This window comes from Rhodobacter sp. NTK016B (genome assembly GCF_017303295.1).
GTDB lineage: Bacteria > Pseudomonadota > Alphaproteobacteria > Rhodobacterales > Rhodobacteraceae > Pararhodobacter.
This window is the reverse complement of sequence record NZ_JAFKOK010000011.1, coordinates 49389-73605: the sequence shown is the minus strand read 5'-3', so window position 1 is coordinate 73605 and position 24217 is coordinate 49389. Positions and strand designations below refer to the sequence as shown.

The window sequence follows — 24217 nt, the reverse complement described above, 5'->3', positions numbered from 1 at the left end:
TCTTTCGGGCGTTAGGCGGGCATTAACGCGACTCGGGCAGTGTCTGTGGCAATCGCTTCGCACCAGCACGAAAGGTCTGCCCTGATGTCCACGCTCTATTCCTCGTTCAATGCCAGTATCGCTGGCTTGAACTCGAACGCGACGCGGCTTGCCGCGATCTCGGACAACATCGCGAATACCGGTACTCTCGGATACAAGCGTGTCATTGCCTCGTTCCAGTCGATGGTGATGGGCGAAGGGTCGAATTACGGCCCCTATATCGCCGGCGGCGTGCGGGCCTCGACGATGCGGCTGATCGACGAACGCGGCGCGCTCGTCGCCAGTTCGAACGCCACCGATCTGGCCGTCAGCGGCCGCGGCTTTCTGCCGGTGACCAATGCCTCGGCGCTGGAACGCTCGGGTGCCCTGCCGCTGCTGCTGACGACGACGGGCTCGTTCCGCGCCGATCAGGACGGGCTGCTGCGCAATCCCGCGGGGCTGATCCTGCTGGGCTGGCCGGCGGATCCCGACGGCTCGATCCCCGCCTTCCCGCGCGACACGATCGGCGGTCTGGAACCGATCCGCATCAATTCGAACCAGTTCGCCTCGGACCCGACCACCCGGATCGAGGTCCGCGCGAACCTGCCCGCCACCGGCACGCGCTCGGATTCCGACGGCTCGTCGCATGACATCGCGCTGGAATATTACAGCCCGCTCGGCACCACCGACACGCTGACCATGACCTTCACGCCGACCGTCCCCGCCACCGGCCAGTCGAACGAATGGACGGCAACCGTCACCGACCCGACCACCGGCTCGCTGATTGGCGAATACACGGTTGTCTTCGATGATGTGCCCCCCAATGGTGGCCGGATCCTCAGCGTCACGCCCGGCGCTGCGGGCGGCCCCTACGACCCGCTGACCGGCGAATTCACCGTCACCACCGATAGCGGGCAGGACATCGCGCTCAATATCGGCATGCCGGGCAGCGAAGATTCGATCACCCAGATGGCCGACAGTTTCATCCCGGTTTCGTCGGATCGCGACGGCTCGCCTGTTCAGTCGCTCGTCGGCGTGCAGGTGGATGAACTCGGCATGGTCAAGGCGTATTACGATTCCGGCCTGATCCGCACCATCGGGCAGATCCCGCTGGTCGATGTGCCCAATCCCAACGGCCTCGCATCGCATGACAACCAGACCTACAGCGTCTCGCCCAATTCGGGTGCGATGTTCCTGTGGAACGCGGGCGACGGCCCGACCGGAGAGATTCTGGGCTTCTCGCAGGAACAATCCTCGACCGATGTCGCCGCCGAGCTGACCAACATGATCCAGACGCAGCGCGCCTATTCGTCCAACGCCAAGGTCATCCAGACCGTGGACGAGATGCTGCAGGAAACCACCAACATCAAACGCTGACCCTGACAGGAGGCCGACATGAGCATCGCAAGCTCGCTGCATAACGCCACGACGGGCCTGACCGCTTCGGCCCGCGCGGTTCAGGTCGCGTCGGCCAATGTCGCCAACGTGCTCACGCCGGGCTATGCCGCCCGGCGGCTCGATCTCGCGTCCTCCTCTCTGGGGGGCGCGGGGTCGGGGGTGCGCATCGCCGGCATCACGCGCATGGTCGACCCGGTCACACTGGGCCTGCACCGCGATGCCGGCGCCTCGACCGCGGCCAGCACCTATGCGCAGAAATTCTGGCAAAGCGTCGAAACCGCGATGGGGCTTCCCGACAAGGGCGTCTCCGCTGCGCTTTCGGCCTTTGAAAGCGCGCTGATCTCGGCCTCGGAACGGCCGGATCTGGACAACCGCCTCTCGCGCATCGTCGAAACCGGCACCGCGCTCGCCAAAACTCTGGCGACCGTCGAAGATCGTGTGCAGACGCTGCGCATGGACGCCGATGCGCAGATCGCGCGCGATGTCGACACCGTCAATAATGGCCTTATCGAAATCGACAAGCTCAACGAACAGATCGTCAAGATGCGTCTGAGCGGCCAATCCACGCTGGGTCTCGAAGACGAACGTCAGGAACTGATCGGTCGCCTGTCCGAGATCGTACCGATCAAGGAATATCCGCGCGACCACGGCCGGGTTATGATCTATTCTGCCTCCGGCCGCCTGTTGCTCGACACGCAACCCGCGACGCTCGGTTTCTCGCCGACCGTAGCGATCGACGCCTCGATGAGCGTCGGCGTGGAATTGTCGGGCCTCACCATCAACGGACAGGCCGTCTCGACCGCTGAAACCGGACCGCTGGGCGGCGGGCGTCTCGCCGCTGCCTTCACCGCCCGCGATATCAACGCGGTCTCGGCACAATCGCAGATCGACAGCTATGCCAGCGACCTGATCGCGCGCTTCGCCGATCCGGCGACGGATGCCACGCTGGCAGGTGGGGTCGGTTTCTTTACCGATGAAGACGGCCCCGATACCGGCCTGCCCGGCCTTGCCGGACGGCTGAGCGTGAACACCCTCGTCGATCCGGCGAATGGCGGCGCGCTCTGGCGATTGCGCGACGGGATCGGCGCGGCGGCGGCGGGACCCGTCGGCGACGCGACCCAGATCAACGCCATGCTCGGCGCGCTCGAGCGGACCATTTCGTCCGGCCCCGGGGCCCCCCTACAGGATTCCGCCACCACGCTGGGGGCGATTCTGGCCGATATCTCGACCGAACGCCAATGGGCCGAAGACGGCGCCACCACGGCAAGGACGCGGCTCGACACGCTGACCGAAGCGATGCTGGAACAGGGCGTCGATACCGATGCCGAAATGCAGAAACTGCTGCTGATCGAAGAGGCCTACGCCGCCAATGCGCGCGTGATCCAGACCGCCGATGCCATGATCCGCACCCTGTTGGAGATCTGACCGATGACCTGGAATTCCCTCGGAAGTCTCGCGCTGCCCTTTCAACTTAACCGGAACGCCGTCACCCTTCGCGATCATGTCTCGCGCCTCGGGCTCGAACTGACCTCAGGGCAGGTTGCCAGACCCGAGAAGGTGCTGAAGGGCGATCTGGCACCGTTCAGCGCGCTTGAATCGCGCCTGACCCGGATCGACGCCTTTCTCGAAGCCAACAAGCTTGCAACCAGCGCCGCCGACATAACCCAGACCGCGCTGCAACGGGTCTCGGATACGGCGGCGGATGCCGCAACGCGGATGCTGGCTGTGTCATCAGACGGAACCGCGATGCCCACGCTGCGCTCAGCCGCGATCGCGGCGCAAGGCGCGTTGAACGACCTGTCCGCATCGCTGGGTCAACGCGTCGCAGGGCGCGCGGTCTTTTCCGGAATCGCAAGCGACACACCCCCTTTGCCCGATGCGGACACGATTATCGCCGCGATCCTGCCGTCGGTCACCGCGCTGTCCAATACCGACGACATCATCGCCGCGGTGACGTCGGAGTTCATGGATCCGGGCGGAACGTTCGAGACAAGCCTCTATCAGGGCGGAGCCGCCGCCACGGGCGCGGCCATCGATACCGGCCTGACCGCCAACGCGCTGCCCACTGCGGCCGATCCCGCCTTGCGACAGGTGATGACGGGACTGGTGATCTCTGCGCTTGCGGGCTCGGACAGCTTGAGCCTGTCGGATGGCCAGCGCCGGGCTTTGGCCCGCGCAGGGTCAGAGACCCTGATGGCCAGTTCAGCCAGCATTGCCGTCCTGCAGGGCAGCCTCGGCGACACCCAAGCGCAGCTCGACGATGTCTCGGCACGGCTGACCGGCGAACGCGATACGCTGCGCCTTGCCCGCCAGAATCTCGTCGGGGCCGATCCTTATGAGGTAGCCGGCCAGCTCGAAGTGGTGCAGGCGCGGCTGGAAACGCTTTATGTCTTCACCGCAAGGACAGCGCGCCTGTCGCTGACGGAGTATCTGTGATGCGGGCCACGTTTTGCGCCCTGATCCTGCTTGCGCTGATGTGTCAGGCCGCCGCCGCGCAGATCCGGCTGAAGGATCTCGTCGAATTCGACGGAGTTCGCGGCAACGATCTGATCGGCTACGGCCTCGTCGTGGGGCTGGACGGAACCGGGGACGGTTTGCGCAACGCGCCCTTCACCGAAGACATCATGACCAATATCCTTGAGCGGCTGGGCGTCAATGTGACGGGCGAGCAGTTTCGCCCGCGCAATGTCGCTGCGGTGCTGGTAACCGCGACGCTTCCGCCCTTCGCGCGCACGGGATCGCGGGTCGATGTGACCGTTTCGGCAATCGGCGACGCAAACTCGCTGTTCGGCGGAACGCTGGTCATGACACCGTTGAACGGGGCGGACGGGCAGATCTATGCCGTTGCCCAGGGCGCGGTCATCGCCGGTGGCGTCGCCGCGCGCGGCGAGGCCGCACAGGTGGTCGAGGGCGTTCCCACCTCGGGCACGATACCCGGCGGGGCACGGGTCGAACGCGAGGTCGACTTTCAGCTGGCGTCGCTGTCGCGCGTCCGGCTTGCGCTTCGTCAGGCCGATTTCACCACGGCGCTGCATATCGAGCGGGCGATCAATACCCATTTCGGACGCGCCGTCGCGGCCATGCAGGATTCGGGCACCGTGGTACTCGACATCGCCGCGACGCGTGCGCCGACGGCGGCCCATGCGCTCAGCCGGATCGAAAACCTTCCCATCTCGCCCGGAACGCGGGCGCGCGTGGTCATCGATCAGCGCTCGGGCACGATTGTCATGGGCGAAGACGTGCGCATCAGCCGGGTCGCCGTCGCGCAAGGGGGTCTGACGCTGAGAGTGGAAGAAATGCCGCAAGCGATCCAGCCCAACCCGTTTTCCCCCGGCGAGACGGTCGTTGTGCCGCGCACGAATGCCGAGATCATGCCACAACCGGGAACCGGGCTGGCGGAATTGCAGGGGGGCACGTCGCTGGCAGAAGTGGTCGCCGGGCTGAATGCGCTGGGTGTCGGTCCGCGTGACATGATCGACATCCTCAACACGATCAATGCCGCAGGCGCGTTGCATGCCGATCTGGTGGTTCATTGACCCTGGAAGCAGGAGATTGACCCGCCAAGACATTCTGAAAACAAGGCAGAAATGGTGTGTCGGATACCGGCGCTTCCCGTAAAGCGCCGAGCTTGACCGAGGGTGCAACAGACTTCACCACCGTGATCTCCAACTGCGACGATTCCCTGACGGGAAGGGCAGGGCCCGATCAAAGCTCAGGTCCCTACCCCACCGGATGAAAACCCGGCTCGGTTCTTCCCGAACGACGCCTCCGATCAGCGCGTAAGCTCGGTCCAGATCCGGGTGTAGAGTTCCTGAACCGCCGGCGCGCAGAGTTGCTGGTCGATCGCAGCGCCTTCGAGCGCCTCGGGCACCTGCAATTCGGGCGAATCCAGAAGCCCCGCATCCATGAAAGCCTCGGACCCGGTGATGCCGTTGCCATAGCGCGTATAGTTCGAGATCATCGCGGCGTTTTCCGGCGCCATGATAAAGTTCAGGAACAGGCGCGCGTTCTCGACGTTGGTGGCATCGGCCAGGATCGCCATGTTGTCCATCCATTGGATATAGCCGGTCTCGGGCCAGCCATAAGCGAAATCGGGATTGGCATCGCGAATACGCCCGGCCGCACCGCTCCAGAACACCGACGCATTGAGATCTTCGTTCACAAATTTCTCGAACGAGGCGTAATCGATCGACGCCCAATGCTCGCTTGCCGAGGTGAGAAGATCGCGCGCTGCGCTCAGAGCCTCGCGGTCGCTGGTGCAGGGTTCGGCGCCGATATAGCGCAGCGTCATGTCGATCACATCGTTCATCGACGGGACGAGATTGATCGTGCCGCTAAGTTCCTCGGGAGGGTCGAGAAAGATGGCGGCTGTATTGATGTCGCCATCGTAGAGCCCGGTATTCACCATCACGCCGGTCGTGCCCCAGACCCACGGCGCGGTATAAGCGCGCTCGGGATCATTGGTGATCGACGCCCATTCCGGCGCGACGTTGGAGAAATTCTCCATCTCGTTCGGGTGGCTTTCCATCAAAAGGCCCTGATCGAGATAGGCGGGGATGAAATACCCGCTGACCAGCACGACATCCAGCCCGTGGCCGCCTGCCTGAATCCGCGCGATGGCTTCCTCATTCGCCGCGAACTCGGTCAGCGAGACTTCGACATCGTAGGTTTCGGAAAACCGCTCGAGCAGCTCGGGCGGCGTATAGAGCCCGAAATTGTAGATGTTGAGCCGCCCCTCGGCCAGAGCGCCCTGCGCCAGCAGGGCCGCAGCGGCGGCACTTCCCAGAAAACAGGCTTTCCGTTTCATGTGTTCTTCTCCGTTGTTGGGCGATTTTTGGGTTGGTTATGGTTTGCGTCTTGTGATGAGCCACGACGCCGCGACGACCGTCACGCTGGCGAACAGAAGGAGGGCGGAGATCGCGTAGATTTCTGAGCTGAGATTGCGCCGCAGCTCGCCCATCAGGTAGGTGGGCAGCGTTTCCTGCCCGGGCGATTTCACGAAGCTGCTGACCACGACATTGTCGAGCGACACGACGAAGGCCAGCATGAACCCGGCAAGGATTCCGGGCGCAAGAAGCGGAAGCGTGACGCGCCGGAAGGTGTAGAAACGTCCCGCATAGAGATCCATCGCCGCGGTTTCCAACGTCAGATCCATGCCCTCGAGCCGCGCGCGGATCGGCATGAACGCGAAAGGGATGCAGAAGGTGGAATGCGCGACGATCATGTAGGCAAGACCGTGATAGCCCGTCGCCTGCTTGATCTGGGCCAGCACGATCATCAGTGCGATGGCGAGGACAATCTCAGGCACCAGAAGCGGCTGGTTCAGCACCACGAAGATGCCGCCTTCACCCTTGAGCCGCCGCCCGCGCGTAATGGCCAGCGCGGCCATCACGGCCAGAAGGGTCGAGAACAGCGCGGCCAGCATCGCGACGATCAGCGAGTTGAGGGCGGCATTGCGAAAGGCCTCGTTCTGCATGGCCGAGGCGAACCAGCGCAGAGAAAAGCCCTCCCACCGGCCGATGACTGGGCCCGCGTTGAAGGCATTCGCGATCAGGATGACGATCGGGGCATAAAGCGCGATGAAGGTCACGATCGCGATCGGCGCGGCGCCGGGGACATGCCTGACAGAGAATTTTCGTTCAGCCATCCGCCCGCCCCCCGCCGGCAAAGCGCCGCACACTCAGCACAAGCGCGATCATCACCAGCAACGTCAGCGACACCGACAGCGCGGCGCCCAGCGGCCAGTTGCGGCCCTGCCCGAATTGCAGGTCGATCAGGTTACCCCACATCATCGCCCGGCCTCCGCCCATCAGCCGCGGCGTGACATAGGCGCCGAGCGCGGGAATGAAGACAAGGATCGAACCCGCGATGACCCCGGGCCGGATCAGCGGAAAGATGACGCGGCGCAGGCAATAGAAGCGCGAGGCATGCAGGTCATAGGCCGCCTCGGCGAGCCGGAAATCGAACTTTTCGATGGCCGCGTAGACGGGCAGAACCATGAGCGGCAGATAGACATAGGTCATGCCCAGCAGCACCGCGCCATTGGTGAACATCATCTGGATCGGCGCGTCGATCACGCCCAGCCCCAGCAGCAACCGGTTGATCGTGCCGTCGGCGCGGATGACCTCTTGGATGGCGATGGTGCGCACCAGAAGGTTGGTCCAGAAGGGCACGGTAATGAGGAACATCCAATAGGCGCGCGACGCCACGGGCCGGGTCGCAATGAACCATGCCGTCGGCAGTCCGAACACCATGGTCAGAGCCGTGGTCGCGAGGGCGAGTAGCGCCGAACGCCCCAGGATCGACAGATGCGCATCAGCAAGGCCGAGCGTGTCGTCGAACAGATCCCGCTCGAAGATGACCGAGAACCAGCCATCGAGCGAAAATTGCCATTCGACATTGCCGTAGGTGCCGGGCGTAAGGAACGAATAGACGACCATCACCGCCAACGGCAGGATCGAGAACAGCGAGATCACGATCAGGGCGGGCATCGCCAGCGACCAGCGCCGACGCGTCTCGGCGCGCCGCAGCAGGGCTTCGCCCGATGCGGCCTCAGACAGCATGCGCGGCCTCGTCGGGCAGGATGCGCAACGCCTCGTATGGCAGGGACAGCGGCACGGTCTGACCCTCGGTCAGATGGGTGCCGGAATGCAGGCTGTTCTGCGTGCGGGCGGTAAGGCTGCCGCCGCCCGGCAGCGAGAGCTTCACATGCGTGTCGGTGCCGAAGAAAATCAGTTCATCGACGCGCCCGCTGGTATGCACCGCATTCGCCGCTTCCTGACCGACGACGACATGTTCGGGGCGGATCATCACCGTGACCGCGCCGCTCTCTGCCCCGGCTTCCGCAATCGGCGCCGGGGCCAGTCCGGCCAGCCGGAGCTGACCGTTCCCGGCCTCGCCCGGCAGCAGGTTCGTCTCGCCGATGAAACCCGCGACAAAGCGGTTCGCCGGGTGGTCGTAAAGATCGCGCGGCGCGGCCACCTGCTGAAGGCGCCCGCCTTCCATCACCGCGATCCGGTCCGACATGGTCAGCGCCTCGTCCTGATCGTGGGTGACGAAGATGAAGGTCAGGCCCATTTCCCGCTGGAGACGTTTCAGTTCCGCCTGCATCTCTTTGCGCAGCTTCAGGTCCAGCGCCGAAAGCGGCTCGTCCAGCAGCAGGATCCGGGGACGCGGTGCCAGAGCGCGCGCCAGTGCCACGCGCTGTTGCTGACCACCGGACAGGGCCGCGCTCTTGCGGTCGCGCAGATGGTCCATCTGCACCAGTTGCAGCACCTCTTCGACCCGCGCAGCCACGTCGCGGGCGGGCGTACCGCGCGCTTCAAGGCCGAATGCCACGTTCTGCGCCACCGTCATGTGCGGAAACAACGCATAGCTCTGGAAGACGGTGTTCACCGGTCGACGGCTGGGCGGGATGGCCGCGATATCCTGCCCGTCGAGAACCAGCTGACCGCCGGTCGGTTGCTCGAACCCGGCGATGAGACGCAGCAGGGTCGTCTTGCCGCAACCCGACGGGCCGAGCAGCGTGAAGAACTCGCCATCCTCGACAGTGACATCGACGCTTCGAAGGGCGTGATAGGCAGCAACACCCGCCCCGAAGGTCTTGGAAAGGGACTTTATCTCCAGCATCGCGGTCCATTCGTCTGGTGTTTCGGCAACGCTATTGACAATCATTATTTAGTCAATACAAATTTTTTAGTGCGATAAAAAATGATGGAATGAATGTCCGCTGCCATTGCCACCGAGAGCCTGCGAGACCGCAAAAAGGCGCAACGCCGCGACGCACTGATCGCCGCCGCGACCACGCTCTTCGGCGAGAAAGGGGTCGATGCCACGACCCTCGCCGATATCGCGGAAGCCTGTGACGTGTCGGTGCCGACAGTGTTCAACTATTTCGGCTCGAAGGACGGGCTGTTGATGGCGATCATCGACGAAGGCGCGCGCAAAGGACGGGACGAGGAAACCCGCCTGCCCCGGCCCGAAGGTGTGTCACTGGCCAGCGTCATTCAGGCGCTTTTCTCGCGGATTTCGTCGCAGACGCTGGCGATCGCCCCGAAACGCGTGTGGCGCTATGCCGAAGCTTCGGTCATCCGCCATCCCGATACCGAATTGTCCAACAAGTACCGCCGGATCGAAACCCTTCTGGTCGACTCTATCGCCGCCTTGCTCGATGCCTATGCGCTGAAGACGCGCAGTGGCGCGCCGCTCGATCCCCATGATCTGGCGACGATGCTGCACGACCTGTGGATGCCCTGTTTCATCTGCCTGATCACCGATGCCGAGATGACGATTGCCCAGCATGATGCGCTGGTTGCGCGGCGGGTGCTGCCGATGCTCGCGCTTATCTTCGACGACGAAAGCCTGACCTCTCCCCGTCTTCGCAACGCCGGAACCCCTGATGAACGCTGACCTGATCCTGACCAATGCCCGCGTCCTGACCATGGACCCGGACAATCCGCGCGTCAGCGCCGTCGCGATTGCGGGCGACCGGATCCTTGCCGTGGGCGATGATGAGGCGATGCGCGCCCTTGCAGGCCCCGCCACCCGGGTCATCGACGCCGGTGGCGCGACGCTTCTGCCCGGTTTCGTCGAATCGCACCTGCACCTGTTTTCGGGCGCCTATGGTGAAACGCTTCTGCAACTGGCCGGGGTGAAGGGGTTCGACGCCCTCAAGCGGGCTGTCGAAGGCTTCGCGGCGGCCAATCCCGACGCGGCCCTGCTGTTCGCACAGGGGGCGGATTACGCGCTGCTGGGCCCGGGCCGGACGCTGGACCGCCACGCGCTCGACTCGATCTGCCCGGACCGCCCGCTGATCGTCATGGCCTATGATTTCCATTCGGCCTTTGCCAACACCGCCGCGCTGAAAGCCGCAGGTCTTCTTCAAGGCCGCGCCCTGCCGCATGGCAACGCCGTGGTGATGGGCGAGGACGGGCTCGCCACCGGCGAGTTGCACGAGAAACACGCCTTCCTGCCGGTTCTGGACCTGCGTACGACCGGCGGGCGCGAGATACTTGGCATGTCCGGGATCGAGCCGCCGGTTCCCCCCACGCCGAAAGAGCGCGCGGATGATCGCGCCTTTCTCAAACTGGGTCTGCGCCATGCCGCCCGTCACGGCATCACCTCAATGCATAACATGGACGGCAATCGCTACATGCTCGACGTCCTGCGCGAGATCGAGGCCGCGGGCGATCTGTTCGCGCGGGTCCGGGTGCCCTTTCACCTGACGCCCGAAATGGAGCTGTCGGAACTCGACCGCGCCAGCGCGATGACCCGCGACTTCACCGGCCCCAAGCTTGGCTCGGGATACGTGAAGATGTTCCTCGACGGCGTGATCGAAAGCGGCACCGCCGCGATGCTTGCGCCCTATGCCAACCGCCCCGGCCATCGCGGAGACACCCTTTTCACCCGCGAAGCCTTTCTCGCCGCGGCGACCGAGGCCGACCGCCGGGGCCTGCAGATCGCGGTTCATGCCATCGGCGACGCGGCGGTCCGGCTGGCGCTGGATGGCTACGAGGCAGCGGCGAAAGCAAACGGTCCGCGCGACCGCCGAAACCGGATCGAGCATATCGAACTGATCGCGCCCGAGGATGTGCCCCGGCTGGCCGAACTGGGCGTCGTGGCCTCGATGCAGCCGCCCCACGCCCCGCAGGGAGAAAGCGGAACGACCGAGGGTATCGGACCCGACCGGGCGCGATACGCCTATGCCTGGCGTGATCTTTTCGACACGGGCGCGGTCGTGGCCTTTTCCTCGGACTGGCCCATTGTGCCGATCTCGCCGCTTGCGGGGATTCAGGCGGCGATGCTGCGCGAGAACTGGATCGACGGGCTGCCCGACCAGCGGCTGGATCTGCTGGATGTGCTGGCGGCCTATACGCGCAACGGGGCGTATGTCGGCTTCATGGAAACCGAGACCGGATCGCTGCGAGCAGGGATGAAGGCCGATCTGGCCCTGCTTTCGGGGAACATCGAAGCGACGCCGCCGGACGAGATCGCACAGATGCATGTCGCCCTGACGATCTGCGACGGTGCCGTGACCCATGAAGGATAAAGGCCCGGACGTCACTGCCCTCGGCGCCCCCTTTTCGCCGGGCATCCCGCGCCTGACACGGGTCTGCGCGATCCGGGCGGATATCGCGGCGCCGACGGAATTCGACACCACGCGCGGCCACGGGCGCGCCCTGTTCCCAATCACCGGCGGCGAGGCCATCGGACCGGGCTGGACGGCCAGATTGCTGCCGGGCGGCGCGGATTGCGCCCGACGCCTGCCTGACGGCACTTACGAAGTCGACGCGCGCTACGTGATGGCATTCGATGACGGAACGATGGCGATGGTCCACAATGCAGGCCGCATGACGCCGCAGCCCGACGGCAGCTATCACGGACGCACCAAGGCCGAACTGGACATCACCACCGGACCGCATGCTACGCTTGGGGACATGGTTCTGTTCGGCACCGCCTTCGCGCCAGCCGACGATCCCGACCACGTCTTTATCGAATTGTGGCACGCGGAACTCTGAAGGCCCGGGCAGGATACCCCCGCGCGACCGGAAAACAGCCCGACGGCCCCTGCCCGCCTAGTCGCAGGTATTGTCCCGTTGCGTCATCCGCCTCGTCACGGCGCTGGCGCCCTCTGACACCGTCATTCCGAGATTGAACCCGCCCCGGCGCACCCGTTATCCTGTGAACGACGCTGCGCATGATAACGAGGATACGATGAAGAAAGCCGACAGGGACGACGACTGGTCACAACGCCGGATCCAATCCATCGAGGTGGGCTTTCAGGTCATCCGCGCGATGGAGGCCGCCGACGGCCCTCTGCCGCTGCGCGACGTCGCCGCAACCGCCGGGATGCCGCCCAGCAAGGTGCACCTGTATCTGGTCAGCTTCATCCGCGAGGGACTGGTGCGGCAAGATCCGCATACCGGCCATTACGGTCTGGGCAGTTTTGCCATCCAGCTGGGCCATTCGGCGATCCGGCAGCTCGATATCGTCGGCCTGTCGCGCGACGAGCTGGTTTCGCTGCAAGAGGCCACGGGCTTTGCCACCTATCTGTCGGTCTGGGGCAATCGCGGGCCGGGTATCGTGTCCAAGGTCGATGGCCAGCGGCAAGGGTCGCTGACGGTACGGCTGGGCTATGTGTTGCCGCTTTATGCCTCTGCCACGGGGCGGATCTTTCTGGCCTATCTGAACCGGTCCGAAACCGAACAGCTGCTGACCGAGGAACTGAACGCGATCCGCGCCGGGGACGAGACCTGGCCGGGCGCGGCCGACCTGCCCGAAGACCCCGAGGCGATCGACGAGCAGATGCAGGCGATCCGCGAGCAGGGCTATGCGATCTCGCGCAACAACATCAACGCCAATTTCGCCGCGATGGCCGCGCCGGTCTTCGATCATACCGGGAGGATCGTCGCGTCGATCACCGTTCTGGGCTCGGAAAAGGCGCTGAGCGGCGCCCGCGCGAAATCGATTTCCAAGCTGTTGCTGGAATCGACCGGGCGGCTGTCCGAGCGCATGGGCAACAGCCCGCGCGAAGGCCAGAAGGGCGACGGGCAGAAAGGCGACAAGCGTCCGGTCAGCTGATCTGCGTGCACGACCGGATCGACAGGTCGTAGCCTTCCAGCGCCACGGGCCGGACGATCCGGTTCTTGGTCAGCAGGTCGATCTCGTGGATGCCCAGCGCGGTCAGGATCTGCGCGCCGACACCGTAATCGCGCAGCACATAGGGTGCTGTGCCGTCGCTGCGGTCAATCGCCTTGCGGGTATCGCGCAAGAGCACCATCACCCCGCGACCGCGTTCGGCGATGATCTGCATCGCGCGTTCGGCAAGGTTGAACGGGACCGAGCGGATGCCCAGCACGTCTTCGGCGGAATCGAGGACATGCATCCGCACCGTCACCGGGTCCCCGTCCGACACGGCGCCCATCGACAGCACGATATGCTCGGCGCCCTCGACCGTGTCGCGGAAAACCCGCATCACCCAGTCGCCGCCAAAGGCCGAGGTGACCGGCTTTTCTTCAATCTGCGCAACCAGATTGTCGTTGCGGCGGCGATACGCGATCAAATCGGAGATCGTGCCGATCTTCAGCCCGTGTTCCTGCGCAAAGGCGATCAGGTCGGGCAGACGGGCCATGCTGCCATCTTCGCGCATGATTTCGCAGATCACCCCGCTGGGATCCAACCCCGCCAGCCGCGCGATATCGACCGCCGCCTCGGTATGGCCCGCCCGCACCAGCACCCCGCCTTCACGCGCGCGCAGCGGAAAGACATGCCCCGGCGTCGCCAGATCGGCCGGGCCCTTGGACGGGTCGATGGCGGCGGCGATGGTCACGGCCCGGTCGCGCGCGGAAATGCCGGTTGTCACGCCCTCGCGCGCTTCGATCGAGACGGTAAACGCGGTTTCATGGCGCGAGGCGTTGTTGGCGGTCATCAGCGGCAGGCCCAGCGCGTCGATCCGCTCTGCGGTCAGCGACAGGCAGATCAGGCCGCGCCCGTAGCGGGCCATGAAATTGACCGCCTCCGCGCTGGCCATCTGCGCGGGGATGACCAGATCACCCTCGTTTTCGCGATCCTCATGATCGACGAGGATGAACATCCGACCATTGCGCGCATCCTCGATGATATCGGCAATCGGCGAGATCATGCGACCCGCACCGTCATCTCTCCGACCCGGTCGATCCATGCGTGCATCACGTCCCCCGCCTTCACTGGCGCCACGCCCTCGGGCGTGCCGGTCATGATGACGTCGCCGGGATACAGCGTGTAGGCCTTCGAAGCATAGGCGATCAGCTGAGCCACGTTGAGGATCAGCAATTCGGTATTCGATTTCTGCCGTGTCTCGCCATTGACCTTGATTTCGAAATCCAGCGCACCGGGATCGCCGAGTTCATCGGCGGTCACGATATGCGGGCCCAGCACGGTGAAGGTATCCAGCGACTTGCGATAGGACCGGTCCTCGGTTCCGCGGATCGTCATGTCGAGGCCGATCATATACCCCGCCACATGATCCAGCGCGTCGTCCTCGGCGATGCGGAAGCCTTGTTTGCCGATCACCAGCGCCAGTTCGATCTCGTGATCTGTGCGCCGGTCGTCCCAGTCCACCACCACCGCGTCACCGGCACCGATCATGGACGAGGGCGCTTTCAGGAACACGCCGTATTCGTGGATGGTCTTCACCGCCGTGCCGAAATTGATCTGCGTATCGGCGCGGGATTCGTCGAGATGTAGCGCGTAGTTCACCGGCGCGGCGACGATCTTGCCGGGATTGGCCACCGGCGAAAGCAAACGCACGCGGTCCACCGGCACACCCGGCGCGCTTGCGGCAGCGGCCTCCATCTTTGGGCGCAAGCTATGGAAATGGTTGAAGAAGTGATCGCCGTGCGGCAGCGGCCATGACACCGGCGGCAGGCCGTCCAGAACCTCGGTCACATCATGGACATGGCCGTCCTTCACCACACCAAGGCGGTTGTCGTCAAATCTGCAGAAACGCATCGTCTTTCCCTTCGTCAGGCCGCGCCACGCTCTTCGCGCCAGAGGCCGAGTTTCTCGTGCACCACCCGGTCCGAGAAACAGAACAGGAAGCTGTCCGTCTCGGCCCGGAAGCGGCGCCATGTCCAGCCCGGCGCAACGGCGACATCGCGTTCCTCCAGGGCAAAGCTCTGCTCGCCGATCCCCGCTGTCAGCCGCCCTTCGGCCAGACACATCACCAGCGCATCGGTCGAGCGGATCGGAGCCGTCTCGAACCCGGCGGGCAGATGCATCATCCAGGCCGACATCGTCGGCATCGCCCAGCCGCCATCAAGCGGGTTGGCATAGCGCAGCGACACCGCCTCGTGCGGATCGGGGGCAGCCCCGGCAGCGGCGGCCACCAGCGCGGCACGGGTCTGCGTGTAGGGATAATTGAAGATCGGCGTGGTCAGGCCATAGGGGCTTTGCGGACGCATCGGCACCATATTGGCGCCGTAACGGGCCATCGAATCCCCCTCGGGCCGGGTGATCGCCTGATTCTTGTCATTGTAATGTTCGTTGAACCCGGCTTCCAGAAACTGCACCAGCGGCAGGTCCAACCCGTCCAGCCAGGCGCAGGGATCGCTGCCCTCGGCGCCATGGTCATGCCAGGCCCAGGACGGGGTGATGACGAAATCCCCGCGCCGCATTGTGGTGCGCTCACCCCCGACCGCCGTGATCGCACCCTCGCCTTCCAGCATGAACCGCAGGGCCGAGGGGGAATGGCGATGGGCTGGCGCCGTTTCGCCGGGCAGGATCAGCTGAATTCCGGCATACATCGTCGCCGTGGCGCGCGACAGGCCCTTCAGCGCCGGGTTTTCCAGCACCAGAACGCGGCGCTCGGCTTCCTCGGCGGTCAGCAGGTCGCCGGATTCCAGCAACAGCGGACGAACATCGCCGTAGCGCCAGTGATGAGGCGCCGCTTTCGACCGGGGTTCCGAGGGCAGAAGCCCCTTCAACACCGCCCAGAGCGGCGCCATATCCTGCGCCCCCAGTCGGTCGTAGAAATCCTGCCGTTCGGCATCGGTCGAGGTCATGGCATGGCTCCTGCCGTGTCGGGAAAGGGGATCGCTCTGCGGGCTTGCGGGGCCGGTATCTTGAAGGGCAAGCCCGCCCCACGCAAAGGTATACCGTTGCGGCCGCAACCCCGCTCAGAACAAGGGGGCTGGCGCCGCGGGCTTGTCTTGTCGTATGCAACCTGCCAGCTTTCACCGGCCCGGCGCGTGCTGGCCCCTTGGTTTAGGATAGTCCTGTGAGCGACCCGACGGACGGAAACGGCGCGGTGGAAACCGCCTATCGCCATGTCCGCCACGCCATCATCACCGGCGAATTGCAGCCCGGTGAAGAGCTGCGCGAGGCCCGGCTTGCCGAGCGTATCGGCGTCAGCCGCACCCCCGTGCGCGAGGCCCTGAGCCGCCTGAACAACGAAGGGCTGGTGCTTCTGGAACGCTATCGGCGCGGCCGGGTCGCCAGTTTCGACGGCCCCGATGTCGCCGAGGTGTTCCGCCTGCGTGCCAAGCTGGAAGGGCATGGCGCGCGCCGCGCTGCCCGGCGTATCAGCCCTGACGAGATCGCCCAGCTCGAAGCGATCGAGGACCAGATGGAAACCGCCTTCAGCGATCTGGGCTGGCACAAGCATCTGGCCGAGTTCGACCGCCTCAACAACGAGTTCCACGCCCTGATCGCCCATGCCGCCGGCAGCCCTCGGCTTGAGCGCATCCTTGCCGCGTCGCTGGAACTGCCCGCGTCGATCTTCAACACCTATTCCGAACCCGTCCACGACCGGACGCGGCGCACGCATGTGCAGCACCGCGAGATCATCGGCGCCCTGCGCGCGCGCAACCCCGACTGGGCCGAGGCGGCGATGGCGGGGCATCTGTTTTCCATCGTGCATCTGCCTGACTCCGGGGATTAAGACACCGGGATCAAGCGGCTTTGTGCAGGAACCGCAGCGTGGTTTCGGCAAACTCGGCGGCTTTCTCGACATGCGGCAGGTGCCCGCAGGCCGGAAAGACCTCCAGCGCGGCGCCGGGGATCAGGTCGCGATACGCCGGCGCATAGGCGACCGGCAGGACCTTGTCGTCGTCGCCCCAGACGATCAGCGTGGGCACCGCGATGCGATGCAGCCATTTCGGCAGATCGGGATTGTGCAGGCGCGGGTTCCAGCCCAGCCGCGCGGCAGTCTCGCGGTTCTTGAAGGATGCGAGCAGCTCGGCATCCCCGGCGGGCAGCGGCACCGAGGCCGCGAAGGCCTGATCGTGGAACAGGTTGCGGGCGGTTTCCTCGGCTGACCAAAGGAAGATGTCGCCGGGCGGCACGCCCTTGACCCGGATCCCCGCCGGAGCGACCAGCGTCAGCGATTTCAGCGCGCCGGGGTCGCGGATCGCCATCTCGGCGGCGATCCAGCCGCCCAGCGAGGTGCCGACGACATGGACATCGTCCAGCTGCAACTCGCGGATCAGGTCCAGATAGAAATACGCCAGATCCCCCACGGAATCGAGCCAGCCGGGCGTGTCAGACTGACCGAACCCGGGATGCTCGGGGACGATCACGTCATGGGTTTGCGACAAGGTCTCCATAAACGGCATCCAGCCGTCCGCCCCGGCGATTCCATGCAGAAACAGCAGCGGGGCGCCCTCCCCCTTGCGCATGATCCTGACCCGGCACCCGGCGATGGTTGCGCTCGTTTCCTGATGGCTCATGGCCGCCCTCCCCTATGCCTGTCCGCTATGGCAGGTCACTCTCCTTGTCCCGATTTTTGTATACCTTTGGTATATCTTTCGGTCAATAAGACAGCGCGCAGCTCGCTCCTAAATGCCGAAATTGCTCTTTAATATATGAAATACGGAAGAAACTCTTGCCTCACGCGGGCTCGTCATATTGCATACCTTTGTGAAAAAGGAGGCCACGGATGGAGCTTTTCAACCTGACCGGACAGGTCGCCTTGGTTACCGGAGCCGGCAGCGGTCTTGGCCGGGCCATGGCCGAGGCTCTGGCCGAGGCCGGGGCGCATGTCGTGCTGGCCGATATCAACCCCGACACCCTGGCCGAAGCGCACGCGACCCTGCCCGGCAGCGGAGAGGTTCTGCTGCTGGATGTTTCCGACCGCTCGGCACTTCGCGCGGCGATCACTGACATCGACCGACGCCATGACCGGCTGGATATCGCCATCGCCAATGCGGGCATCACCGCCGGACCCAGCCACATGACCGAAGGCGGACAATTGTCGGCAGTGCAGGACGGGCAATGGGATCAGGTGATGCACATGAACCTGACCAGCGTATTTACCACGATTCAGGCCGCCGCCGGGGTGATGAAACCGCGCGGCTATGGGCGGATCATCGCGACGGCCTCGGTCGCCGGGCTGAAATCCGAGCGCATGGTCGGCTATGCCTATGCCGCGACCAAGGCGGCCGTGGTCAATCTGGTGCGCCACTCGGCGGTGGAACTGGCGACGCATGGCGTCACGGTCAACGGCATCGCGCCCGGCCCGTTCCGCACGAACATCGCGGGCGGGCGCATCCGCGACCCAAAGGTGGCGGCGATGTTCGCCGAAACCGTACCCATGCGCCGCATCGCCGATCCAGACGAGATCAAGGGCGTGGCGCTGTTGCTGGCCTCGCCCGCGAGCAGCTATATGACCGGCGTCACAATCCCGGTGGATGGCGGGATCATGGCGATCTGACCTCACAGCGTCAGAACCAGCTTGCCGGTCATCCGCTCTTGCGCGAGCCGGTCATGCGCCTCTTGCAGGCTTTGTGCATTGAGCCCCTTCATGGTGACACTGCGGGTGGTCTTCAGCGCGCCACTATCCATCAAGCCTGCCACCTGCGTCAGAATTTCGCCCTGACGCCCGCGGTCAGCGGTCGCATGGGTCGAGCGGGTGAACATGTATTCCCAGACGATCCCCGCGCTTTTCTGGAACAGCGGCATCAGGTTCTGCGGCTGGCGCAGACCAAGGATCGTGCAGATCATCCCCTGCGGCGCGATCAGCCGCGCCATCGTTTCGAAATACCCGTCGGCATCATAGGCGCACAGGATGCTGTCGAAGCTCATATCCGGCAGTTCAGCCAGCGCCGCGTGATCCACAACCTCGGCCGCCCCCATCGCCCGGCACCAATCGGCGCTCTGGGCACGCGATGCTGTGGCGGTGGCGTGAAGACCGGCCAGCTTTGCCAGTTGCAGCGCCACCGATCCGACCCCGCCCGCACCGTTGATGACCAAAAGGCGTCCGGGCTGGGAGCCGTCGAAGCTTGCGGAATGACCCAGCCGCTCGAACAGCGATTCCCAGGCGGTGAGGGCCGTCAGCGGCATCGCGGCGGCATCGGCGTCGGACAGGCTTTTCGGGGCATGACCAACCAGCCGGGCATCGACCAGATGATAAGCGCCATTCGCCCCGTCCCGGTTCGCCGCGCCCGCATAGAACACCCGGTCGCCCGGCCTGAAGCCGCTGGCATCGGGTCCGACGGCCTCGACCACGCCGGCCGCGTCATAGCCTAGCCGCACAAGCGGCGCGTCGTTCGGGATCATCTGACGGCGCCGCAGATCCACGGGATTGACCGAAACGGCGCTGACCCTGACAAGCAGGTCTTCGCCCTGCGGTTCGGTCATCGGAACGGTAACATCCTCGAGTTTGCCGATCGCCGGATTGAAGGCGACGGCGGGAAAGGTGCGGGTCATTCCAAAGCTCCCTTCGGGACCGGAGCGGGCCGCGCCATGTGACGCTGGACCCGACAACAATTCATCTATAACAAATCATGTTATACAATCCTTGCCAATCACTTCCTCAGGAAGGCGGGTCGAATGAAGCGCATTATCGTCGGCATTTCAGGGGCTTCCGGCACCATCTACGGCATCCGCGCGCTGCAGATCCTGCGCGCGATGGGTGGGATTGAAACGCATGTCATCATCTCGCCCTCGGCCCTTGTGACGGCGCAGCACGAAACAGACATGAGCGCCGACGAAATCCGCGCGCTGGCCGATCACAGCCACGCGTTCAAGGATATCGGCGCGTCGGTCTCGTCGGGATCGTTCCGCTCGGACGGGATGCTGGTCGCGCCCTGCTCGATCAAGACGCTCAGCGGCATCGCCAACAGCTATGCCGACCAACTGATCGTCCGCGCCGCCGATGTCTGCCTGAAGGAACGCCGCAAGCTGGTGCTGATGCTGCGCGAGACGCCGCTGCATGCCGGGCATATCGACCTGATGGCGCGGGCCACGCAGGCGGGGGCCATCATCATGCCGCCGGTCCCGGCTTTCTACGCCCGTCCCCGCACACTCGATGAGATGATCGACCACAGCGTCGGGCGCGCGCTGGACCTGTTCGGGCTGGATACCGGGACCGTCAGCCGCTGGAAGGAATGACCTAGGCCTCGGGCGCCGGATTGGGCAGGATCGTCGACAGCGGCACTTCCCTCAACGCCAGCGAGGCCAGCGCCGCCACGACCGACAGCGCCGCCGCGATCAGGAAGATCGGGTGCAGCACGTCCGAAAACGCCTGCAGGACGGTGTCGCGCGGGCCCGGCGGCAGGGCGGCTACCGTGGCGGCATCGAGTGCCCGCAGATCGCCGATCTCTCCGCGCGCCTGTTCACCGGCCAGCCGCATCTGAAGACCCGACGCGAACATCGCCCCGAAGACCGATGTGCCGATACTGCCGCCAATCAGCCGGAACATGTTGGCGCTGGCCGTGGCCACGCCCAACAGCGAGGAGGCGACCGCGTTCTGCACCGCCGTGGCCCCCACGCTCATCGCCGGGCCGATCCCCAGCCCGGTCACCGCCATGAACAGCGCGATCTGCCAAAGCGGGGTATCGGGGGCCAGCCTCGCCATCAGCAGCATCGCCAGCGTCAGCACGCCCGCGGCGATCATCGGCAGGACCTTGTAGCGCCCCGTCGCCACCATGACCTGCCCCGCCAGCATCGAACTGCCCATGATCCCGGCCATCATCGGCAACAGGAACAGGCCCGACACGGTGGGCGTGACCCCCTGCACCACTTGCAGATACAGCGGCATGAAGGTGATGGTGCCGAACATCGCCGCGCCGGAGATCATGCCCCATAGGTTCAGCAGCATGAAATTGTTGTTAGTAAACAGCGTCAGCGGCAGGATCGGTTCACGCGCGCGGGCCTCGGTGGCGATGAACCCCGCAACCGCTGCCAGACCCAGCACCACAAGCGTCAGCAGCGCGCCCGAATCCCACGCCAGCGTACGCCCGCCCAGATTGGCGATCAGCACGCCGCAGCTGAGCAGCGTGGCCAGCAGGGCGGCGCCCATGTAATCCACCGGCGGCCTGGCGCGCGAGGGTGCGCGGCGCAGGATCAATTGCAGGATCACCAGAACGGCCAACCCCAGCGGCAGATTGAAGAAGAAGATCCAGTGCCAGCTGAGCTGTTCGACCAGAAAACCGCCGATCAGCGGGCCAATGACAGTCGAGACGCCGAACACGCCGCCCATCATCCCCTGCACCCGCCCGCGCCGACGCGCGGGCAGCACATCGGCCACGACGGCCATCGCCGTGACGATGAGCCCGCCCCCGCCCAGCCCCTGAATCGCGCGACCGAGCGTCACCATTTCCAGCGTCTGGCCCAGCCCGGCCACGACCGAGCCGCACAGGAAGATGACGATCCCGCCCTGAATGACGATCTTGCGCCCGAACAGATCCCCCAGCTTGCCGCAGATCGGCGCGCTGATGGTCGAGGCCAGCAGATACGCCGTCACCAACCATGAAATCCGGTCCAGACCGCCCAGTTCGGCGGCAATGGTGGGAAAGGCGGGCGAGACGCTGGTCTGACCCAGCGAGGCCAGCAGCAACACGGTTGCGACACAGGCAAGGATCAGGCCGACCCGTTGCTCTGGCGGCTTGGACGTTTCGGCTGGCGTCACGAAGGCATCCTCAGCCGTCCGCCAGCCGGTAGCCGCGTCCGTTACGCTCGACCCGGTAGAAGGCGGGCGCCAACAGATGCCCGCCGGTAATCAGCGCGCCGTCACCGGCCAGCTGGTCCAGCAGCCGCTTGCGGGCCGCGCGGGCCGTATCGGGGTCGATGTCGAAGACGATCGCGATCTCGGGGTCCGAGATCTGCACATAGGGCGCGTGGACGATATCGCCGACATGCACCAGCTGGTCCCTGCCCGAGGCCAGGCGATAACCGGCATGGCCGGGCGTATGACCCGGCAGCGGCAACGAATGCAGGCCTGGGGCGATATCGGCCTCGCCCTCGATCAGGCGCAGCCGGTCGCCATAGGCCTTGAGCACCGTCTGCGCCAAAGCCTGCCAGTTCAGGATCATCTCGGGGGCGCCGGGAATCTCGTTGCGCCAGAAATCGGCATCGGCTTTCTGCACGACCAGCTCGGCATTGGCGAACACCGCCTTGCCGTCGCCGGTCACTGCACCAGCGATGTGATCGGGATGCAGATGGGTCGCATAGAGGATGTCGATCTGCTCTGGTGTAACGCCCAGCTCGGCCAGCGCTTCAGGCAGATGGCCGCAGGCCGGGCCGAACAGCGAGCCCGCGCCAGCATCGACCAGTACAATCTTGCCGCCGGTGCGGATCAGGTTTGCGTTGAAATTCGTGCGGATGTCGGTTTCCCGATTGGCCTTGAGCACATCGTCGATATGCGCGGCCTCGGTTCCCGGAAACATCTCGGGCCCGAAGGTCGAAACACCGTCGGTCAGAACGGAAACCTCGGCATCGCCGAGCGTCGTGGTCGTCGTGTTGCCCATGGCATGGCCTCCCTCGGCATCTGTGGTCAAAGTCCTGCCGCCGCCTGCACAAGGACCTCCAGCGCGGCGGCGGTCTCGTCCGGCATGTCCGGCCCTGTCTTCGGGGCCAGCACATGGACAAGGTTGTCGCGGATCACCGGCGCGCCCGAAAGGTCGTCGGGCGGCGGGGCGAGGCTTTCGAGCAGCAAAAGCTCGATCTTCTCGGCGCCGATTTCCACCGCCTTCAACTTGTCGCGCAGCGCTTCGGTCCCAGCATCGGGCGCGGGTCTGGGGCCGGTCTTCATGCGGCGCCGCACCGCGCGCAGCGGGCGCACGATCTCGGCGTGCCAATCCGCCACCGCAGCGGCGGCAGACTGCGCCTGTTCCGGGGTCAACCGGGTGCGCCGCACTGCCCCGACCCAGGCGGCGAAGATCAGCAGCGTGACATCCGCCTGATGCCGGTCCTGAATCGTCAGGCAGGCATCGGGGATTCCGGGCGTGCCATAGAGCTCAAGCGTGAAATCCCAAAGCGGCCTGTCCACCCGGCGCCCCCCTGTTTACAGCGTCAGGCCCAGCAGCTTGACCGCGTTGTCCTGATAGATCTTGCGGCGCTGTTCGTCGGTGATGTCCATCGTGTCGAGCAGCTTCATCGTCTCACGGATATAGAACGGCCCGCCCTCGGGGTCGAACGGCGCGTCGGACGCGAACAGCACGCGGTCTTCGGTAAAGAACTCCATCGCGTGTTCGATGGCCTTGCGAGAGCCGAAAGTGGCGGTGTCAGCGTAGAATTCCTTGAAATACTCAAGATGCGGACGCTCGAGCTTGTCCAGCACATCGGCTTTCAGGTCACGATCCGAGGTGCGCGCGCCCATCTGGTCCCAGCCCGGCCCGACGCGGCCTTCGAAGAACGGGATCATCCCGCCGCCGTGATGGGTGATGACCTTGAGGCCCTTGTACTTGTCGAAGAGCCGCGAGAACACCATCCGCGCCATCGTGGCCGAGGTCTCGTAGGGCCAGCCGAAGGTCCAGTAGATCTCGTATTCCGAACGCGTCTCGGTCTTGTAATCGGCGAAGTCCTGACCGCGCGCCGGGTGCAGCCACAGCGCCTTGCCGTTGCCCGCCATGTATTCGAACAGCGGCTCGAATTCCGGCAGATCGACGGGCTTGCCGTTGACGTTGGTAAAGATCTGCATCCCCACTGCGCCCAGATCCTCGATCGCGCGGCGGCATTCCTCGACCATCGCGTCGGGATTGTTCATCGGCACGGTGCCGATGAAGCCGGGGAAGCGGTCGGGGTATTTCTGGCAAAGCTCGGCCATCGAATCCGAGCCGATGCGAGACAATTCCAGCGCGCGGTCGGGGCCTGCGAATTTCTCCAGCGGCGGCGAGGCAAGCGACAGGATCTGGCAATAATCGTCGCCGAACATGTCCATCACCTCGAACCGGCGTTCGAGGTCGGTCATCATCGGCACCATGCCCGAGCGGCGCGTCATATCGCTCATCGTGCCGATCGTGTCGATCAGCGCCTTGAAAAACGGCTCGGGCCAGATGTGATTGAAGACGTCGATCTTTTTCATGGTTTCCTCCGTAAGGACGTT

At 64.9% G+C, this 24217-nt stretch carries 24 protein-coding genes; 11 read left to right on the top strand and 13 right to left on the bottom strand.

Going from position 1 to position 24217, the window contains the following annotated elements; translation table 11 throughout:
* Window positions 1-84 precede the first annotated feature (84 nt).
* The 4 genes from JI664_RS15200 to JI664_RS15185 are packed head-to-tail and all read left to right on the top strand — an operon-like array spanning window position 85 to window position 4952.
* Entirely contained in the window at window positions 85-1395 is a 1311-nt protein-coding gene (locus tag JI664_RS15200; RefSeq protein WP_207014613.1) for a flagellar hook protein FlgE, read from the top strand.
* Between the two features lie 18 nt (window positions 1396-1413).
* Window positions 1414-2841, top strand: coding sequence for a flagellar hook-associated protein FlgK (flgK, locus tag JI664_RS15195; protein WP_207014612.1), 1428 nt, complete (start codon window positions 1414-1416; stop codon window positions 2839-2841).
* A 3-nt stretch (window positions 2842-2844) separates the two neighbouring features.
* The gene (locus JI664_RS15190) at window positions 2845-3852 is read left to right on the top strand and encodes a flagellin (RefSeq protein ID WP_207014611.1); all 1008 of its coding nucleotides are present in this window, start codon (window positions 2845-2847) and stop codon (window positions 3850-3852) included.
* A gap of 38 nt (window positions 3853-3890) precedes the next feature.
* Window positions 3891-4952: a flagellar basal body P-ring protein FlgI gene (locus tag JI664_RS15185; protein WP_286174128.1), complete on the top strand. Its 1062-nt coding sequence runs from the start codon at window positions 3891-3893 to the stop codon at window positions 4950-4952.
* A 236-nt stretch (window positions 4953-5188) separates the two neighbouring features.
* Here JI664_RS15185 and JI664_RS15180 read toward each other — a convergent pair whose 3' ends face one another.
* From JI664_RS15180 to JI664_RS15165, 4 genes are read right to left on the bottom strand one after another with little or no spacing between them, the layout of a single operon-like run.
* The gene (locus tag JI664_RS15180) at window positions 5189-6223 is read right to left on the bottom strand and encodes an extracellular solute-binding protein (protein ID WP_207014609.1); all 1035 of its coding nucleotides are present in this window, start codon (window positions 6221-6223) and stop codon (window positions 5189-5191) included.
* 36 nt (window positions 6224-6259) lie between these two features.
* Window positions 6260-7063, bottom strand: a complete 804-nt coding sequence (locus JI664_RS15175) for an ABC transporter permease (RefSeq protein ID WP_207014608.1) — start codon at window positions 7061-7063, stop codon at window positions 6260-6262.
* Window positions 7056-7979, bottom strand: coding sequence for an ABC transporter permease (locus tag JI664_RS15170; RefSeq protein ID WP_207014607.1), 924 nt, complete (start codon window positions 7977-7979; stop codon window positions 7056-7058). Before JI664_RS15170 ends, JI664_RS15175 begins: the two co-directional genes overlap by 8 nt.
* Complete coding sequence (locus JI664_RS15165; RefSeq protein ID WP_286174118.1) at window positions 7969-9090, bottom strand: ABC transporter ATP-binding protein; 1122 nt, start codon at window positions 9088-9090, stop codon at window positions 7969-7971. The genes JI664_RS15170 and JI664_RS15165 overlap by 11 nt, the downstream gene beginning before the upstream one ends.
* Window positions 9091-9138: 48 nt before the next feature.
* Between JI664_RS15165 and JI664_RS15160 the strand changes: the two genes are divergently transcribed.
* From JI664_RS15160 to JI664_RS15145, 4 genes are all read left to right on the top strand, one after another.
* A complete protein-coding gene (locus JI664_RS15160; protein WP_207014606.1) occupies window positions 9139-9825 on the top strand; it encodes a TetR/AcrR family transcriptional regulator in 687 nt (228 codons plus the stop codon).
* Window positions 9815-11464, top strand: a complete 1650-nt coding sequence (locus tag JI664_RS15155) for an amidohydrolase (RefSeq protein WP_207014605.1) — start codon at window positions 9815-9817, stop codon at window positions 11462-11464. The genes JI664_RS15160 and JI664_RS15155 overlap by 11 nt, the downstream gene beginning before the upstream one ends.
* Window positions 11454-11933 (top strand): DUF3237 family protein, encoded by a 480-nt coding sequence (locus JI664_RS15150; protein WP_207014604.1) that lies wholly within the window; start codon window positions 11454-11456, stop codon window positions 11931-11933. The genes JI664_RS15155 and JI664_RS15150 overlap by 11 nt, the downstream gene beginning before the upstream one ends.
* Window positions 11934-12129: 196 nt before the next feature.
* On the top strand, window positions 12130-12996 hold the full coding sequence (locus tag JI664_RS15145) for an IclR family transcriptional regulator (protein WP_207014603.1): 867 nt from the start codon (window positions 12130-12132) through the stop codon (window positions 12994-12996).
* Here JI664_RS15145 and ribB read toward each other — a convergent pair.
* From ribB to gtdA, 3 genes are read right to left on the bottom strand one after another with little or no spacing between them, the layout of a single operon-like run.
* Window positions 12989-14056, bottom strand: coding sequence for a 3,4-dihydroxy-2-butanone-4-phosphate synthase (ribB, locus tag JI664_RS15140; protein ID WP_286174117.1), 1068 nt, complete (start codon window positions 14054-14056; stop codon window positions 12989-12991). The two genes, JI664_RS15145 and ribB, sit on opposite strands and share 8 nt — an antisense overlap.
* Window positions 14053-14904 carry a fumarylacetoacetate hydrolase family protein gene (locus tag JI664_RS15135; RefSeq protein WP_207014601.1) on the bottom strand — a complete coding sequence of 284 codons (852 nt, stop codon included), beginning with the start codon at window positions 14902-14904 and terminating at the stop codon, window positions 14053-14055. The genes ribB and JI664_RS15135 overlap by 4 nt, the downstream gene beginning before the upstream one ends.
* 14 nt (window positions 14905-14918) lie before the next feature.
* Entirely contained in the window at window positions 14919-15956 is a 1038-nt protein-coding gene (gene gtdA, locus JI664_RS15130) for a gentisate 1,2-dioxygenase (protein WP_207014600.1), read from the bottom strand.
* A gap of 215 nt (window positions 15957-16171) precedes the next feature.
* Between gtdA and JI664_RS15125 the strand changes: the two genes are divergently transcribed.
* Complete coding sequence (locus JI664_RS15125; protein WP_207014599.1) at window positions 16172-16834, top strand: GntR family transcriptional regulator; 663 nt, start codon at window positions 16172-16174, stop codon at window positions 16832-16834.
* 10 nt (window positions 16835-16844) lie between these two features.
* Here JI664_RS15125 and JI664_RS15120 read toward each other — a convergent pair whose 3' ends face one another.
* A complete protein-coding gene (locus tag JI664_RS15120; RefSeq protein ID WP_207014598.1) occupies window positions 16845-17621 on the bottom strand; it encodes an alpha/beta fold hydrolase in 777 nt (258 codons plus the stop codon).
* A gap of 209 nt (window positions 17622-17830) precedes the next feature.
* Here JI664_RS15120 and JI664_RS15115 point away from each other — a divergent pair, with 209 nt between their 5' ends.
* Window positions 17831-18604, top strand: a complete 774-nt coding sequence (locus JI664_RS15115; protein WP_207014597.1) for an SDR family NAD(P)-dependent oxidoreductase — start codon at window positions 17831-17833, stop codon at window positions 18602-18604.
* Between the two features lie 2 nt (window positions 18605-18606).
* Here JI664_RS15115 and JI664_RS15110 read toward each other — a convergent pair whose 3' ends face one another.
* Window positions 18607-19599, bottom strand: a complete 993-nt coding sequence (locus JI664_RS15110; RefSeq protein WP_207014596.1) for a zinc-binding alcohol dehydrogenase family protein — start codon at window positions 19597-19599, stop codon at window positions 18607-18609.
* 123 nt (window positions 19600-19722) lie between these two features.
* Here JI664_RS15110 and JI664_RS15105 point away from each other — a divergent pair, with 123 nt between their 5' ends.
* Window positions 19723-20283, top strand: a complete 561-nt coding sequence (locus tag JI664_RS15105; protein ID WP_207014595.1) for a UbiX family flavin prenyltransferase — start codon at window positions 19723-19725, stop codon at window positions 20281-20283.
* 1 nt (window position 20284) lies between these two features.
* On the opposite strand, the gene JI664_RS15100 is transcribed toward JI664_RS15105, so the two are convergent.
* The 4 genes from JI664_RS15100 to JI664_RS15085 are packed head-to-tail and all read right to left on the bottom strand — an operon-like array spanning window position 20285 to window position 24196.
* Window positions 20285-21802, bottom strand: coding sequence for an MDR family MFS transporter (locus JI664_RS15100; protein WP_207014594.1), 1518 nt, complete (start codon window positions 21800-21802; stop codon window positions 20285-20287).
* A gap of 10 nt (window positions 21803-21812) precedes the next feature.
* Entirely contained in the window at window positions 21813-22640 is an 828-nt protein-coding gene (locus tag JI664_RS15095; RefSeq protein WP_207014593.1) for an MBL fold metallo-hydrolase, read from the bottom strand.
* A gap of 26 nt (window positions 22641-22666) precedes the next feature.
* Window positions 22667-23161: a TIGR02444 family protein gene (locus JI664_RS15090; RefSeq protein ID WP_207014592.1), complete on the bottom strand. Its 495-nt coding sequence runs from the start codon at window positions 23159-23161 to the stop codon at window positions 22667-22669.
* Window positions 23162-23176: 15 nt separating this feature from the next.
* Complete coding sequence (locus JI664_RS15085) at window positions 23177-24196, bottom strand: amidohydrolase family protein (protein ID WP_207014591.1); 1020 nt, start codon at window positions 24194-24196, stop codon at window positions 23177-23179.
* Window positions 24197-24217 lie beyond the last annotated feature (21 nt).